This window comes from Sphaerospermopsis sp. FACHB-1094 (genome assembly GCF_014696195.1).
Taxonomy (GTDB): domain Bacteria; phylum Cyanobacteriota; class Cyanobacteriia; order Cyanobacteriales; family Nostocaceae; genus Sphaerospermopsis; species Sphaerospermopsis kisseleviana.
Window position 1 is genome coordinate 32473 of record NZ_JACJPT010000005.1, and the last position, 15527, is coordinate 47999.

Genomic DNA, 15527 nt, shown 5'->3' on the forward strand with positions numbered 1-15527 from the left:
TCCGTTTTATTGGAGTCAGAAACTCTATTCAGGCATTCCCAGTCTCTGACTGGGAACGAGAGAACGAGAGAATAATTCACACTTTCGAGAAACTTCTTAAACTTTTCACGGTAGTAATTAAATGTTCGGCAACTTGATCTATTTCATAAACAGTATTAAATCTGCCAATTCCCAACCTTACGGAAGCATAAGCTAAATTTTCCGAATGTCCTAAAGCTGTTAAAACATAGGAAGGTGCAACATTATTGGAAGAACAAGCAGAACCAGAAGATATTGCAACAATTGGTTGTAAACCTAAAGAAAGTGCAGCACCATCCACACCTTCCACACTAATATTTAAATTTCCTGCTAACCTTTTTTCAGGATGTCCATTAAGATAAATTCCCTCCAAAGTTGATAACTGTTTCCACAGTCTTTCTCGCAATTCTATTAACCTTTGATTTTCTGTTTCTTGTTCTTTTAAAGCAATTTCCACAGCTTTACCAAAACCAACAATTTGCGGTGTATATAAAGTTCCAGAACGCATCCCTCTTTCATGTCCTCCCCCATGTTGTTGCGCTGCTAATTTTACTCTGGGGTTACGTCTGCGAACATATAAAGCACCAATACCTTTAGGACCATAAACTTTATGGGCAGTTAAAGACATTAAATCAATATTTAATGCTTGCACATCTAAAGGTATTTTACCAATAGCTTGTGCTGCATCTGTATGAAATATAATTTCCTTTTCTCGACAAATTTTACCGATTTCTGCTAAAGGTTGTAAAACACCAATTTCATTATTTGCAGCCATGACAGATACTAAAATTGTATCAGGACGCAAGGCTGTTTCTAATTGGTTTAAATCAATTAATCCATCTTTTTGGACTGGGAGAATTGTAATTTCAAAACCCATGTTTTGTAAATATTCACAAGGGTCTAAAACTGCTTTATGTTCCGTAGCGACGGTAACAATATGTTGACCTTTGGAAAAATATGCTTCTGCGACACCTTTAATAGCTAAATTATTCGCTTCTGTTGCACCACTGGTAAAGACAATTTCTTCTGGGTTAGCGTTAATAGCAGTGGCTAAAATTTCCCTGGTTTGTTTAACTGCTGCTTCACCTTCCCAACCGTAAACATGACTATTACTAGCAGGATTACCAAACTTTTCTGTAAAGTAAGGTATCATGGCATTGAGTACCCTTTCATCTACGGGGGTGGTAGCTTGATTATCGAGGTAGATGGGACGATTAGACATAAATAAACTCAACAATTAAGTTAATATTTTACCGATTTTTTTGAGGATTTTTAAAACTTGATAAAGTTCGTTTTCCCTTCTATATAAAGTGAATCTATCAGACAAAGCATAACAAGGTTTATCAGTTTGGATGAGTTTAATAAATTGGAAGTCTTCACCATTAATTACCAATGAATATAGGGGGTAATTCGGGTGAGGATTGGCTAACATATAGGTAAGTGCTTGGGGTATGGCTTTAGCTAAGGAAAAATTAGTTCTTTTAGCTTCAATCACTAATAACCATAGCTTATTTTGTAGAACTAAAACATCTATTTTACCTTTAATAATCTCTGTAGTTTCTGATCCAGTTTCTTCATCATCTGTGAAGATTGTTTCACTAATTTCTATAGGTTCTTCTGTGGCAATATAAAAAGGAGAATCATAGAAACCAGCTAAATCTAGTAAGGGAGATAATACTACTAATTTAACTGCATCTTCTAAAGGACTAGATTTTTCTACTAAGTTGAGATAATTCTTTTTGACTCGGTCTAAATATTGCTGTTCTAATTCTGAGATATTAGGTAAATCTTGTTGCAATTCTGTAAAAAAAAGTTCATCTTTAGATTTTTGTAGGGCAAATTTTTGTTTTAATTCCGCAAGGGTAATATTCTGTGCTTGGATAATCTGAACCATATTTATCTAAAAATTAAATAAAGGTGTTATTTATATTATAAAGCCTGGATGATTATTTTCAGGAGGGAGCGATAAATCGCTCACTACAAACTGTTATTTGGTGGTTAATTCTTGGAGTTTTTTCAAGACTGCTTGTGCATGACCTTTTGTTTTGACGTTTGCCCAAGAATGGGCGATGATTTTATCAGGTGAAATCAAGAATGTTGAACGCGCAACACCCATATATTCTTTACCCATGAATTTCTTTAAACGCCATCCACCGTAAGTTTCAATTAATTGATGTTCTGGGTCACTTAATAGGGTAATTTCTAAGTTATGTTTGGCGATAAATTTGCAATGGGATTTACTGGAATCTGGACTTACACCAATTATTTTAGCACCTAAAGCGGTAAATTCTGCGGCTAAATCTGTAAAATCTTTGGCTTCTGTGGTACATCCAGGGGTGTCATCTTTGGGGTAGAAATAAAGGACTATCCACTCGTTGAAGTCAGCGAGGTTCACGAGTTTATCGTTTTGATCTGGTGTGGAAAAATCGGGTGCAGGTTGTCCAATTTCGGGAATGTTGGTCATGATGAAATTTTTAGGTTAATCTGAAATGTAGAGACTTTTCATGAAACGTCTCTACAAGGATTTTACAATGATGATTATATATTAATACTATTGGGTATCCGAGAAGGTAAAAGATAGGGATATTCTACACCTGTTTCTAGGGAACGTTGTTGATTTCGAGATTTAATTTTACTTTCAATCTCTAACAAATCACTTTGAAAATGGGCGAGAATTTGCCGATCAATTTTATCTGCAAACTGAATAAAATCAGAACTTCCTAATTTACTCCAGTTAATTCCACTTAATGCAAAGGTTAATTGCATTTGCTCTAAATCTCTTGCTGTTGAGGGTAAAATTTCCTCTAAACTGGCTGGTGTATCAGGACGAATATAATTTGCTAAGGGTGCGTTAGGAACATAACCAAAATAATCGTATTGACTAAAATTCAAAGCTGCGTGTTGGGGTCCACAGGTAAAGATGACGATAGTTGCAATGTCTATTAATTGTTGCAAACTACCAACTTTTGTAAACCCTGGTACGCGGGGATAGGAAGGTATTTCTTGGGGTTCTATTCCTGATGCTGCTACCATTTCTTTGGGTAACCATGCAGGTGCTTGAGGAAAGTCTGATTTGGGACGGGTGTTTAAAGGTGCGCCTAGTTCTTCCGCCCAATTTTGTAAATAGATGTCTTGTTGTACTGCTTTATCGTCTGGGTAGTAGCGTTGTAAATAACGAGTTGTGTATTTGGCGATCGCCTCCCATAATAACAACGCATCATCCCGATAAGGAAAGTCTGGTAATAATTTCGGTTCTATTCCCCGCACTTCAATATCATTCAACAGAGAATAATACCAAAAAGACTTTTCTCGATAGGCTTTATTCATCAAGTTACCAGAAGTTTTGATAGTAGGAGCCATTAAATTATCAATTGCTGCTCCTTCTGCTAACAATATACTATTTCCCCGGTTATTAATGGCAATTAAAAATTTAAAATGGGGAGATAATAATTGATAAACTGGGTGATTAGTTGGTATTTGTCTAGAAGTAGCAATAGACAAAGATTCCATTGCTAAATGAGTATAAGCTAAATGGGCAATTAATTCATGATGGGTAGCATCCGCAGTTTGAAAATATAACTTTGCTCTCATCCAATCATCTGCTGGTTCTCCTGTAATTCCTGGTGTGACTACTCGACCTTTTTCTAATTGAATTAGTACAGGTTCTAAACCTTTTTCTGTATTGTGAAATAAAGCTACTGGACTACCTACATATTTACCAGTTTGTAAGTCTGTAATTTTCAAATCTTTAAAAATTGGATAGTCAGCAATAAACAACTGATTTTCACTTGCAGATTTTATTAAATCAACAGCACCGTTATTAGCTAATTTGTAAGGTTGAGTAGCTAAAGTTTGAATCAAACTTTGATCATTTGTTTGCACTCTGCGGATAATTGTTGGGTTAGCACCAGCTAAACGTTGACGGACAAATTCTCTATCACTCAAACCTCCATCTCGTTCATGAATTATACTCATAACAGGAGGTTTAACATCTGCTTTTTTCGCTAATGCTTGGTAAAATAAATTTCTTTGTTCTGCGTTTTTTGTGAGGGGAGGTAAATTTTTATCTACATTTTCGACGGCTTTTTTAACAGCAGAAATTGTTTGAATTAATTTTTTTCTTTCTTGGATATAGCTACTATTAAATTGTTCATTGGGCGGTAAATCCAAATTAAACCATCCTGATTGAAAAACTTTGCAGTCTACCAACAAAGTCGATATATTTAACCAATTTTCCTGTAATTCTTCCGCTTTTTTATCTAACTGACTCAGTAATAAAGTCCAAGGTTGGGAAAGTTTCCCCTGTTCTACCAAATTTTCGCTGAGTTTGGTTAAAATATAACGGATAACGCCATCTTCCCCAGTGTAAGGAAATAACCTTGCATATCCTTTTTGATCTAAGTTACTGGGATCATAGCGATAGTAACCTTGTTTTTCTTGTAAAGATGGGTGTTTTGTCATGGCTTTTTCTGGTAACACTTGATATACTGTAGAGGATAATATAGTTATATTTAAATTGCCACTATTTCTAATTTTGATTACATAATTCTCAACTAAGAATACTATGTTACGTGATTTCACTAATCGAGATGAGTTAATAGCTTACCTGCGCGAACAATTTCCCCAGGCCGCAGAACGAGATGATCACATCAGCGAAACTGTGGGTGGAAGGAAAGCAGCAAAAGCGAAGCTAAAACAAGTAGATCCTGTTGCCTACGCAAAAACACGCAATTCTTTAACTGGTGCTGTTACTAGGTTATCACCTTATATTCGTTATGGCGTTTTAAGTTTGCGAGAAATTAGAGATGATATTTTAGAACGGGTGGAAAATCCAGAAGATGCGAGTAAATTAATTAATGAATTAGGATGGCGCGATTATTGGCAAAGGCTGTATGTTAAGTTAGGAAAAGGTATTTGGGAAAATCAAGAAGAATACAAAACCGGTTATAAAGTAGCAGATTACGCAAAAAATTTACCGGAAGATATTATTGAAGGAAAAACCGGACTGGTTTGTATTGATAATTTTAGTCAAGAATTAAGAAAAACTGGCTATTTACATAACCATATTAGAATGTGGTTAGCAGCTTATATTATCCATTGGCGACGTATTCAATGGCAAGCCGGCGCAAAATGGTTTTTGCAACATTTGTTAGATGGTGATCCTGCAAGTAATAATATGTCATGGCAATGGGTAGCGAGTACCTTTAGTCATAAACCTTATTTTTTCAATCGGGAAAATTTAGAACGTTACACAAAAGGGGTTTATTGTCGTCAATGTCCGCTTTATGGTAAGTGTGATTTTGAGGGGAGTTATGAGGAGTTGGAAGCGCGACTTTTTCCCAAAGGTGAGTTTAGTAAAAAGCCTAATAGTCAAAGTTGGCAGAAGGGGAAAAAAGGAAGGTAAAATTAAATTTGTCTGAATCAGGATATCCAGGATTAAAGGATTTACAGGATGGTAATTTTTAGATGGTTGGTTGATGATGAAAGTTGTATTTGTCTGAATCAGGATAACCAGGATTAAAGGATTTACAGGATAGTAGTTTATAGATGGTTTAAATTATGCAAAAACAATCATTAAATCACATCCTAAAAAATCCCCAACTTCCAAAAAACAATCATTCAATAATATCCTGTACATCCTCAAATCCTGGCAATATTTACAAATAAAAGCCGATAGCTATATAATTAAAGAAGATTGTGTTTTACAAATGATGAGGATTTTCATGATGACTACAGCACAGGAAAATAAAAAATCTATTTTAGAAAAACTAGATAATTTAACACCTGCACAACAAGAAAAAGTATTAATTTTTATTGAGTCATTATATCTGCAATCACAACCAAATGATATAGAACAAAAACAACGTCGAAAATGGCAAGAAATCAGAGGTAAAGCACCTTATCCTTTAGTTAGTGAAGATGCTCAAAATTGGGTTTCCAGAAATAGAAACGAGGAAAGTAAAAATAGGGAATTAAATCTCAGAAATGTCTATGAACATTGAAGATTATTTCATTCAGGGTAAAAAGTTATTTTTGGATACAGTACCAGTAATTTACTATGTAGAGAATCATCCTCAATATCAGTCTTCAGTTAACTATGTTTTTCACGGTATAGATTCAGGTTTACTAAGTGCGGTTACTTCTCCTATCACATTATCTGAGTGTCTGGTTTATCCTTATCGTTTAGGATTAACAGAATTACAACAGGATTTTATTGATTTGATTGTTTCTGGTGTAAATGTTGAATTTGTACAAATTGATGAATTAATTGCTAAACAAGCATGACAATTAAGAGCTAAATATAATTTAGCTTTATTAGATTCTTTACAAATTTCCGTAGCTATATTTTCTCAATGTGATATTTTCTTAACTAATGATATTCAGTTAAAACGAGTTACAGAATTAATGATTTTAGTTTTGAGTGATTTTTTACTCTAACTTGTTTGAATTAAGACACAAAACTCTTTAATTTTGACTTTTGACTTCCCGAAAGGTGTCCTGATTCAGACAAATAGAATAAACCTACTTACTTATTTCAGACTGTAACCATATTTCCAAATCATGAATATCTGTAAAATCTAATAATGCTTCTCCTAGCTTTTCCAGTTGTTCTATGTTTAAACTGTTGATATTCTGAATATAACTATCTCCCAACTTTCCAAATCTTTTTGATAACATACGTATCAATAAAATCATCTCACCTTCCTGCTTTGCTTCTTGATAGACTCTTGTTTGCTTAATATCACTGACTAAAAACATTGCTTCTATCTCCTGACGGCTTAATTGTGAAAACTTATTGTATCTGTGTGCATTCTTACTAACTTTATTATTTCCTATTATAAACTTTAAATAAAAACTTCAATAACTCAAAACCTGTTATATATGGCGCGGATAGATTTCTAGGCATAACATTAGAGTAGCAAAAACTCAGAACACTGTCAACCCCCCAAGCTGAAATCACCAAAACTCGTTAAATTATTGACATCATTCTCAATAATAATGAGAATAGACCCCCCTTTATTGCCAGAAAAACTTTTTTCTCAAATCACATACAAATAACTCATATTCTCTCTGCGACTCTGCGTGAGCAAAAAAAAGCACAAACCGAATATAATATTGATTGAACCCCAAAATAAACAACCGAAAAAATGCCATCTACCGTTACCCTCACCATTACCACAGGGAAACTATCAGGAAAACAATATATATTCGACAACCGCAGCACTTGTGTTATCGGTAGAAATGATGATTGCAATTTACAAATAGCCGATAATATTGATATGAAAGTTTCCCGTTATCACTGCTTATTAGATATCAACCCCCCAGAAATTAGAATTAGAGATTTAGGCAGTTTAAACGGAACTTATGTAAACGGTAAAATTATCGGACAAAGAAAAGCAGGCCAAACAGCAGAAGCAGCGAAAAATATTGTACTTCCTGAATATAATTTAGGTCATAAAGATCAGGTGCAAATCGGTGATATTCTTTTTAACATATCTGTAAAATCAGAAGTTGAAAAACAGCAAATTCCAGAACTTTCCAACATCCTAGAAAATCAAAAACCCAACTTTTTAGATATTATTAAAAACATCCTCAACCTAGCAAACGCAGGTAATCAAAATCTCAGAGTAATTTCTAACTATCAGATTATAAAATCATTAGGTGAAGGTGGATGTGGAGAGGTATTTTTAGCGCAACATCAAAAAACTAAAAAACTCGTAGCTTTGAAAATCATGTTACCCGCAGTTGCAGCAACAGAACAGGGTGTAAGAATGTTTTTAAGAGAAGTTGAAAATAGCAAATGTTTACAACATCCCAACGTCATCCAATGTTTAGATTACGACTTTGCCGGAAATACCTTTTTCTTTGCAATGGAATATTGCGAAGGTGGGGATGTTTGGGATTTAATGGAAAAATTAGGGGGAAGTTTACCTGTTAATCTTGCTGTTGATATTATTTTACAGGTTCTCGATGGTTTAGAATATGCCCATAATGTGGAAGTTCCCTATGTAAGATTAGCAGATGGAAGATTGGGAAAAGGTAAAGGTTTAGTCCATCGAGATTTAAAACCCAACAATATTTTTATTACTAAAAACAATGGTAAAATGGTAGTGAAAATCGGAGATTATGGTTTAGCCAAAGCTTTTGATTTAGCTGGTTTAAGTGGACAAACTTTTACAGGTACAAAAATGGGAACTCCTGTATTTATGCCTCGTCAACAAGTGTTAGATTTTAAACATTCTTTACCTGAAGTTGATGTTTGGGCAAGTGCAGCTTGTTTATATAATATGTTAACAGGAAAATTTCCCCGTGATTTTGATGGTGATCCTTGGAGTAGTATTTTAAATAATCCTCCTGTACCCATTCGTGAACGAGATAGTAGCATTCCTGAAAAATTAGCACAAGTTATAGATTTAGCTTTAACCGAAAAACCGCAAATTTATTTTCAAACTGCGATAGAATTTAAAGAAGCTTTGTTAAAAACTATCTGATATGAATAAACCAATTATCTGGATCAATGGAGACTGTTTAAGTCCCGAAAACCCCGCTTTACAAGAATATCCCAATACCCCAGCTATTTGGGTTTGGGATGATGCTTTAATCGAAGAATGGCAATTAAGTTTAAAAAGGATAACTTTTATATATGAATGTTTACTGGAATTACCTGTAGAAATTCGTCGGGGAAATGTCGCAGAGGAAATTATTAAATTTGCTCAGGAACATGATGCTAAATTAGTAGTGACTACAGATAGTCCCAGTCCCAAATTTGATGATATTTGTAATCAAATTGAAAAGAAATTGAAATTAGAAATATTTGAAGTTGAACCGTTTTTTGATTATGATGGATTTATTGATTTAAAGAGGTTTTCTCGTTATTGGAAAGTAGCAGAAAAATATGTTTTTGATTAAGTATTCAACTACCTGCTGAATCTGATTTTGAAGATATAGAAAATAAACATAAATAGTTGGAAAATAACTAAAGTTCTTAATCATCCCTAACCAAAATGCCTAAACTCCTTGCTGACATCCAAAATTTACTCTCTGATTTAATCGCTCGCTATTCCTCCCGTGTCGATTATCTCATGATTCGTTTAGAAGAAGCTGAAGGAACAGATATTTTATTGCGTGGTGACAAAGTAGAAACCCTCAGTGAAGGTATTTCTATCGGTGGCCATGTTCGCGCTTGTCATAAAGGTGGCTGGGGTTTAAGTAGTTTCAACCAGTTAGCAACTATCGAACAAAGAATAGAAGAAGCGATCGCTGCTGCTAGGATAGTGGGAGATGAAGAAACCATCCTCGCACCCATTGATCCCATCCAAACAGTATGTAATTTACACCTCACAGGCATTGATCCCCGTACCGTTTCCCTCAAACAAAAAAAAGAATTGTGCGATCGCTACACCGAATTATTAAAAAGCGCTGATTCTCGCATTACCACTACCTCAGTCCGTTATGGTGATAGTTGCCAAAGAGTAATTATTGCTACCTCAGAAGGAACATTAGTAGAGCAATCTTGGGTAGATATGGAAATGCGCTTTGCAGCTACAGCAAGAAACGGCGACACCGTACAAACAGGGAGAGAAACCACAGGATCACGGAAAGCTTTTGAAGATTTAGTCAATTTAGATACTCAAGTTAAAAGCGCAGCAGAAAGAGCAGTAACAGCTTTATCCTTACCATCAGTTAAAGGTAACACTTATACCGTCGTCATTGACCCCATACTTACAGGTTTATTTGTTCATGAAGCTTTTGGACATCTTTCCGAAGCAGACATGGCCTATGAAAACCCTGATTTATTGGAGGTGATGACTCTGGGAAGGCGTTTTGGTTCAGAAGAACTGCAAATTTTTGATGGTGCTGCACCCCAAGGTCACAGAGGTAGTTATTTTTACGATGATGAAGGTACACCTGCGACAACTACGCAATTAATCAAAGATGGGGTTTTAGTGGGACGTTTACATTCTCGTGAAACTGCGGGTAAATTAGGCGAAGCACCCACAGGTAACTCTCGTTGTTTAGATTATCACTACTCACCCATTGTAAGGATGACAAATACCTGGATAGAAAGAGGTAAAACCCCAGTAGCAGATTTATTCACAGATATCAAAGAAGGAGTATATGCACGTAACTGGTTAGGTGGGATGACAAACGGGGAAATGTTCACCTTTAGCGCGGGTGAAGCGTGGATGATTAGAAATGGCAAAATAGCTGAACCTGTAAAAGATGTTACACTATCCGGTAATGTTTTTCAAACCCTAGCAGATATTGAAGCTATAGGTGATGATTTTTACTGGGATGAATCCGGTGGATGTGGTAAAGGTGGACAAAACGGTTTACCTGTGGGTTGTGGTGGTCCTTCTTTGCGTATTCGGGATGTAGTGGTAGGGGGAGAAAGTTAACTAATTGATAATTGACAATTGACAATTGATAATTGTTTAATTCCATGTTTAAAATCTCCCCTTTCCAGGGGAGAAAAGCCAAAAATCCCGCTTTTTCAAGACTCTGACTTTCAAAGAGAGGTAATTGTCCATTATTGAATCATATTCATGATATTATATTTTCATCACTTTATCTATCTGTTGTAAAAGCGATTCTAAAGTAGAAGAATTATCTAAAACAAAATCCGCACGGGCAATTTTTTCTGATAATGGTAATTGACTATTAATTCTTGCTGCTGCTTGTTCATTTGTTAAATTATTCCTTTGAATTAATCTTTGTTTTTGCTGTGCTTCTGAACAAGAAACAACCCAAATTTCACTCACTAAATTTTCTAAACCTGCTTCAAATAATAGGGGAATAACTAATACTAAAGTAGTTGCAGATGATTCATTAATAGTTTTTAAAAACCAATTTCTCACATAGGGATGAATAACATTTTCTACCCAAATACGTTCTTCTGGTTGATGAAAAATAATTTCTCCCAATTTAGCACGATTTAAGTTACCATCTGCTAATAAAATTTCTGATTTACCATAACGTTGGGCAATTTGTGAGAGTATGGGAGAACCTACAGATACAGCATTTCTAGCATAAACATCTGCATCTAAAATCGGTAAATTATAAGCAGTAGCTAAATAATTAGCCACTGTACTTTTACCTGTAGCTATACCACCTGTTAAACCAATTAGTCTTTTAGTCATTAGATATTAGTCATTAGATAAGCTGTTACACAGCTAAATTGTATAACCCTAATGTTCTGAACTCTTGTTTAACAGGCAAGATGCCTGTTCCACTTATACAAATTAAATGCACAACAGCTTATTAGTCATTAGATGTTAGTTATTAGATGTTAGTCATTAGTTAGTTATTAATTTATTATATTTACCCAATCACCAATCACCAATCACCAGTCACCAATCACTTATGCGCCCATTGAATAATTGCTTTGAGTAAACCTTCAGCAGTGTATTCTTCTGCTTCTATATCAACTCTACCAAATAAATCAAAACAAGTTTTAGTTGTTTGGGGACCGATGGAAGCTATGCAAGTTTTATCTAGATAATGTGTAATTCCTTCTGGAAATTTCGTTGCTGTTAATAGACAGAAAAATTGTACAGTTTTGGAACTAGCAAAGGTAATTACATCTAAAGAGTGGTTTTGCAAAGCTTTTTCTGCTGCTGGGGGAATAGTTTGAGGACAGAAAGATTCATAAGCGGGAACTTCTCTGACTTCTGCACCCTGAGAAGTTAATTCTTGGACTAAAACTTGTCTTCCTCCGCTTTCCACTCTGGGAAATAAAATCTTTTTACCTGCTAAATTTTCAGGAAAGTTAATAACTAAAGAGTCAGCGATAAAGTGAGGAGGAATAAAATCTGGTTGAATATCGTGTTTTGCCAGACTTTGGGCGGTTTTTTGACCCACAACAGCAATTTTTACCTTAGCTAAGGCGCTTTTATCTTTAGCTTTAGCTTGAAGTCTCTCAAAAAAGTAATCTACACCGTTAGTGGAGGTGAAAATTAACCAGTTGAAAGTTGATAACTGAGATATTGCCTCATCTAAAGCTCTCCAACTGGTAGGAGGTCCAATTTCTAAAGCTGGTAGTTCAATAACTGTAGCACCTTCGGCAGTCAGGCGATCGCTAAATTGGCTAGACTGTCCCACAGAACGGGTAACGAGAATGGTTTTCCCTGCGAGGGGAAAAGTAGGAGGATGGGGGGATGGGGAGATAGGTATATTACTATGCACGATTTTATAGTTGTAAGAGGAGCAGTTTAGCAATTTATGTTTAGCAATTTATAATATTCTATATTTTTTCATATTATAGGAACTTCCGTAATCCTACAACTTCACCAATAACAATTACAGATGGGGATAAATATAAACCCGTAGTTTTTGTCAAAATATTACCTAGTTCACCTGTCCAGACTTCTTGACTGGGAGTTCCTGCCCAACGGATGATAGCAATGGGTGTGGATTGCGACTTTCCATATCTTAGCAGTTGATGGACAATCTCCGCCAGATTTTTTCCCCCCATCAAAATTACTAAAGTTTCTAATCTTGATAATGCTTCCCAGTCTAAAACCTCTGGTTCGTGTGCTGTTAACACTGCAAAACAGCGACTGAGTACGGTATCTGTGAGGGGTATTCCTGCTAATAAAGGTGCTGCTAAAGCTGAAGAAATTCCTGGTATGACTTCATACTCACAACCCGCAGATTTTAACGCTTCTATTTCTGAAATACAACGTCCAAAAATAAACGGATCACCTGATTTGAGTCTAACAACTTGTTGACCTTCTCGGCAATACTTCACCAATAAACTGTTAATTTCTCCTTGGGGTGTGCTGGGTTTACCTCCGCGTTTACCCACATCTAATTTTAAACAATTTGGTGGTACACATTCTAATAATTCCTTATCTACTAAAGCATCATAAATTAAAACCTCAGCAGATGCCAAGAGACGAAAAGCTTTCACTGTTAAATATGCCACGTCTCCAGGGCCTGCACCAACGATGTAAACTTTTTTTTTGGTCATTGGTAATTGGTAATTGGTAATTGGTAATTAATTATTTACTGTCACCTGTCACCTGTCACCTATTACCTATCTCTTTCAGAATTTTCTCGATAGTTGCTGCTTTTTGCGGTTGACGTTGTTTCTGAAATAGTGCTTTTGATGTTTGTAAATTTTGGAGTGCTTCTGCTTTTTCGTCTTGCAATAATTGAATATTTGCTAACCTTAAATAAGCATCAGGATTTTTGGGACTGCGAGTAATTACATCATTAAATACTTCCTTAGCTTCTTCAATTTTTCCTTGATGGTTTAACAAATCACCTAATAACAACCTCACTACATCATTAGTAGAATTTATTGCTATTACTTGCCGAAAAGCTGCTTCTGCACCTGCATAGTCTTTTGCTTGAAAAAGATTAACTCCTTTTTGAAATAAATTTGAGGTTATTAATGTTTTAACGGCAAAATAAATCAGAAAGCTGATACTAACAGTGACTGAAGAAATTGCAATTATATTACTCAGTTGTGAATTTTCCAACATCATTGTAAATCCCTGTAAATCCCTGGTCTAACTAAGCTAAAATAGCAGCAATAGGAAAAATGAGATATTCTATAAAAAACAGTTTCCAGATAAACTGATAAAATTGAGCAATTTCGCTTTTGTTTTGCAAGTCCACTTTTTGACTTTTTCTCCAGATTAAAACTAAGGGTATAAGATGACTAATAAAGAGAAATATAGGATTCACTTCAGCTAATCTGAATATACCCACAAACATCATCCCTAGATAACAAACTGTTAATACCCAAAGGGCGAGTTTAAATACTTTTCTTTGTCCTAATTGTATAGTAAAAGTGGTAATATTATAAAGTTTGTCTCCTTCTAGATCGGGAATATCTTTAAAGATGGCGATCGCAAATGTAAACACCAAGATAAACGCTGTCAAAACCCACACCGCACTGGGTATACCTTGGCTTCTTTGGAATAACCAACTAAAATGTAAAAACAGTCCTAAATTAACAATAGTTCCCCGCACGGAAAAAATACACAAAGCTGCCCAAAAAGGAAACTGTTTTAAACGAATAGGTGGTAAAGAATAAGCAGTACCAATTAATAAACTTATCCCCACCATTCCCAACAAATATGGTCCATTTAGCCAAGCTACAACCAAAGCTAAAATACCAGTAATAACAACTATTAAAGTTCCTTGTTCTCTAGAAAATTCTCCTGAAGCTAAAGGTAAATGAGGTTTATTAATTTTGTCAATATCTACATCTTGTAATTGATTCAAACCAACAATATAGATATTACCAGCAATACAAGCTAACCAAGTTCCGAAAATCTGCCCTAAATGAACTACAGAAAAACTTGTAGAAGTGACACCAAGGGTCAGTAAATATAAACCGAAAACACTTAAACTTGTGCCAATAATAGTATGTGGACGGGAAAACTTCCAAAAAGCATAAAGCCGACTTCCTGGAAAAATAGGTGAATTTTGTTGAAAAAATTGATTCATTACTCGATTTTAGATTTTAGATTTTGGATTTTACCGCAGGGCATAGGGAACAGGGGAGAAAAAGGTTTTTCCCAGTCACCAGTCACCAATCACCAGTCACCAATCACCAGTCACCAATCACCAGTCACCAATCACCAGTCACCAATCACCAGTCACCTCTTCCCACACAACAACCCAAACCGAATCAAACCCCGTTCATAACCCCGACTCATCAACCCCAAAGAAAGCGCCCCTTGAATTGTACTCCAACCCGAAAAAAGTAACCCAAAAAATGCTTGAGGAGTAAAAGCAGAATCAATCACAAAATTCCAAAAAGGTGCAACAGCAGTGGACCAATCAGCGGTGCGAACGTTGTTTAATGGTAATTGATGAGCGATCGCCTCATACTCTGGCAAGGAAATTACATAGGGTAAACAATAAACCCGATAAATGTCCTGTAAATGCTTTTGTTCATCAGCAGTCAAAGGTGAAACATCCGTAGGACGATGACACCATGTCACCATAATCAAAGTACCACCAGGCTTTAACACCCGATAACACTCTTGCAGAAACTTGGTTTTATTTGGCATATGTTCGCCACTTTCTAAAGACCACACCAGGTCAAAAGAAGCATCAGCAAAAGGCATTTCTTGGGCATTGGCAACCAGGAAATTACTCCTAGAACCCAAATTAGCCTCCAAGGCTCTTTCCTTGGCTCTAGCGGCTTGTACAGGGCTAAGTGTGATTCCTGTGGACTTAGCATTAAACTTTTGCGCTAAGTATAAAGAACTGCCACCAATCCCACAACCCACATCGAGGATATTCTCTGCATCCTTGACACCTGACCAGTTCAGCAGTTCTTCGATTAAATCAATTTGTGCCTGACGACGGTCTTTTTGCTGCTTACCATCTGCACCATAATAGCCGTGGTGCATATGTTCTCCCCAAATTTGTTCCCATAGTCCAGAGGAAGCATCATAAAAGTCTTGAATTTGCTTATAAAGTGTTGTACTCATGAATCAACTAGATGAAGATCAAGCCTAAGTAAAAAAATATATTTTTAGGCT

At 35.7% G+C, this 15527-nt stretch carries 18 protein-coding genes; 7 read left to right on the forward strand and 11 right to left on the reverse strand.

Annotated elements, in window-relative coordinates; all coding sequences use genetic code 11:
- Positions 1-76 precede the first annotated feature (76 nt).
- From H6F47_RS02470 to H6F47_RS02485, 4 genes are all read right to left on the reverse strand, one after another.
- Entirely contained in the window at positions 77-1240 is a 1164-nt protein-coding gene (locus H6F47_RS02470; RefSeq protein ID WP_137668049.1) for an IscS subfamily cysteine desulfurase, read from the reverse strand.
- A 15-nt stretch (positions 1241-1255) separates the two neighbouring features.
- Positions 1256-1912, reverse strand: a complete 657-nt coding sequence (locus H6F47_RS02475) for a type I restriction endonuclease (protein WP_096572260.1) — start codon at positions 1910-1912, stop codon at positions 1256-1258.
- A 93-nt stretch (positions 1913-2005) separates the two neighbouring features.
- Positions 2006-2482, reverse strand: coding sequence for a thioredoxin-dependent thiol peroxidase (gene bcp / locus H6F47_RS02480; RefSeq protein ID WP_137668047.1), 477 nt, complete (start codon positions 2480-2482; stop codon positions 2006-2008).
- A gap of 74 nt (positions 2483-2556) precedes the next feature.
- Complete coding sequence (locus H6F47_RS02485; RefSeq protein WP_347239060.1) at positions 2557-4599, reverse strand: lipoxygenase family protein; 2043 nt, start codon at positions 4597-4599, stop codon at positions 2557-2559.
- Here H6F47_RS02485 and H6F47_RS02490 point away from each other — a divergent pair.
- The 3 genes from H6F47_RS02490 to H6F47_RS02500 all read left to right on the forward strand — a co-directional run bounded on the left by H6F47_RS02490 (position 4583) and on the right by H6F47_RS02500 (position 6303).
- A complete protein-coding gene (locus tag H6F47_RS02490) occupies positions 4583-5422 on the forward strand; it encodes an FAD-binding domain-containing protein (protein ID WP_190347947.1) in 840 nt (279 codons plus the stop codon). The genes H6F47_RS02485 and H6F47_RS02490 overlap by 17 nt on opposite strands.
- Positions 5423-5741: 319 nt before the next feature.
- Positions 5742-6020 (forward strand): hypothetical protein, encoded by a 279-nt coding sequence (locus tag H6F47_RS02495; protein ID WP_137668044.1) that lies wholly within the window; start codon positions 5742-5744, stop codon positions 6018-6020.
- Entirely contained in the window at positions 6004-6303 is a 300-nt protein-coding gene (locus H6F47_RS02500) for a hypothetical protein (RefSeq protein ID WP_242027317.1), read from the forward strand. Before H6F47_RS02495 ends, H6F47_RS02500 begins: the two co-directional genes overlap by 17 nt.
- Before the next feature lie 237 nt (positions 6304-6540).
- Here the strand turns inward: H6F47_RS02500 and H6F47_RS02505 are convergent, their stop codons facing one another.
- The gene (locus H6F47_RS02505) at positions 6541-6777 is read right to left on the reverse strand and encodes a DUF4351 domain-containing protein (protein ID WP_190647520.1); all 237 of its coding nucleotides are present in this window, start codon (positions 6775-6777) and stop codon (positions 6541-6543) included.
- Positions 6778-7166: 389 nt separating this feature from the next.
- Between H6F47_RS02505 and H6F47_RS02510 the strand changes: the two genes are divergently transcribed.
- The 3 genes from H6F47_RS02510 (at position 7167) to H6F47_RS02520 (ending at position 10418) form a co-directional block, all read left to right on the forward strand.
- Entirely contained in the window at positions 7167-8510 is a 1344-nt protein-coding gene (locus H6F47_RS02510; RefSeq protein WP_190347950.1) for a protein kinase, read from the forward strand.
- A gap of 1 nt (position 8511) precedes the next feature.
- Positions 8512-8928 carry a deoxyribodipyrimidine photo-lyase gene (locus H6F47_RS02515; RefSeq protein ID WP_137669606.1) on the forward strand — a complete coding sequence of 139 codons (417 nt, stop codon included), beginning with the start codon at positions 8512-8514 and terminating at the stop codon, positions 8926-8928.
- Between the two features lie 95 nt (positions 8929-9023).
- The gene (locus H6F47_RS02520; protein ID WP_190647522.1) at positions 9024-10418 is read left to right on the forward strand and encodes a TldD/PmbA family protein; all 1395 of its coding nucleotides are present in this window, start codon (positions 9024-9026) and stop codon (positions 10416-10418) included.
- A 153-nt stretch (positions 10419-10571) separates the two neighbouring features.
- On the opposite strand, the gene coaE is transcribed toward H6F47_RS02520, so the two are convergent.
- The 5 genes from coaE to H6F47_RS02545 all read right to left on the reverse strand — a co-directional run bounded on the left by coaE (position 10572) and on the right by H6F47_RS02545 (position 14481).
- Positions 10572-11159 (reverse strand): dephospho-CoA kinase, encoded by a 588-nt coding sequence (gene coaE, locus H6F47_RS02525; RefSeq protein ID WP_190647524.1) that lies wholly within the window; start codon positions 11157-11159, stop codon positions 10572-10574.
- A gap of 217 nt (positions 11160-11376) precedes the next feature.
- On the reverse strand, positions 11377-12204 hold the full coding sequence (locus H6F47_RS28775; RefSeq protein WP_347239061.1) for a uroporphyrinogen-III synthase: 828 nt from the start codon (positions 12202-12204) through the stop codon (positions 11377-11379).
- Between the two features lie 73 nt (positions 12205-12277).
- Entirely contained in the window at positions 12278-12991 is a 714-nt protein-coding gene (gene cobA, locus H6F47_RS28780; RefSeq protein WP_096572253.1) for a uroporphyrinogen-III C-methyltransferase, read from the reverse strand.
- A gap of 55 nt (positions 12992-13046) precedes the next feature.
- Positions 13047-13508 carry a tetratricopeptide repeat protein gene (locus tag H6F47_RS02540; RefSeq protein ID WP_096572252.1) on the reverse strand — a complete coding sequence of 154 codons (462 nt, stop codon included), beginning with the start codon at positions 13506-13508 and terminating at the stop codon, positions 13047-13049.
- Positions 13509-13539: 31 nt separating this feature from the next.
- Entirely contained in the window at positions 13540-14481 is a 942-nt protein-coding gene (locus H6F47_RS02545) for a homogentisate phytyltransferase (protein WP_137667217.1), read from the reverse strand.
- Here H6F47_RS02545 and H6F47_RS02550 point away from each other — a divergent pair.
- Positions 14473-14682 (forward strand): hypothetical protein, encoded by a 210-nt coding sequence (locus H6F47_RS02550; protein ID WP_190647526.1) that lies wholly within the window; start codon positions 14473-14475, stop codon positions 14680-14682. The genes H6F47_RS02545 and H6F47_RS02550 overlap by 9 nt on opposite strands.
- Here H6F47_RS02550 and H6F47_RS02555 read toward each other — a convergent pair.
- On the reverse strand, positions 14634-15476 hold the full coding sequence (locus tag H6F47_RS02555) for a methyltransferase domain-containing protein (RefSeq protein ID WP_096572250.1): 843 nt from the start codon (positions 15474-15476) through the stop codon (positions 14634-14636). The two genes, H6F47_RS02550 and H6F47_RS02555, sit on opposite strands and share 49 nt — an antisense overlap.
- Positions 15477-15527: the final 51 nt, after the last annotated feature.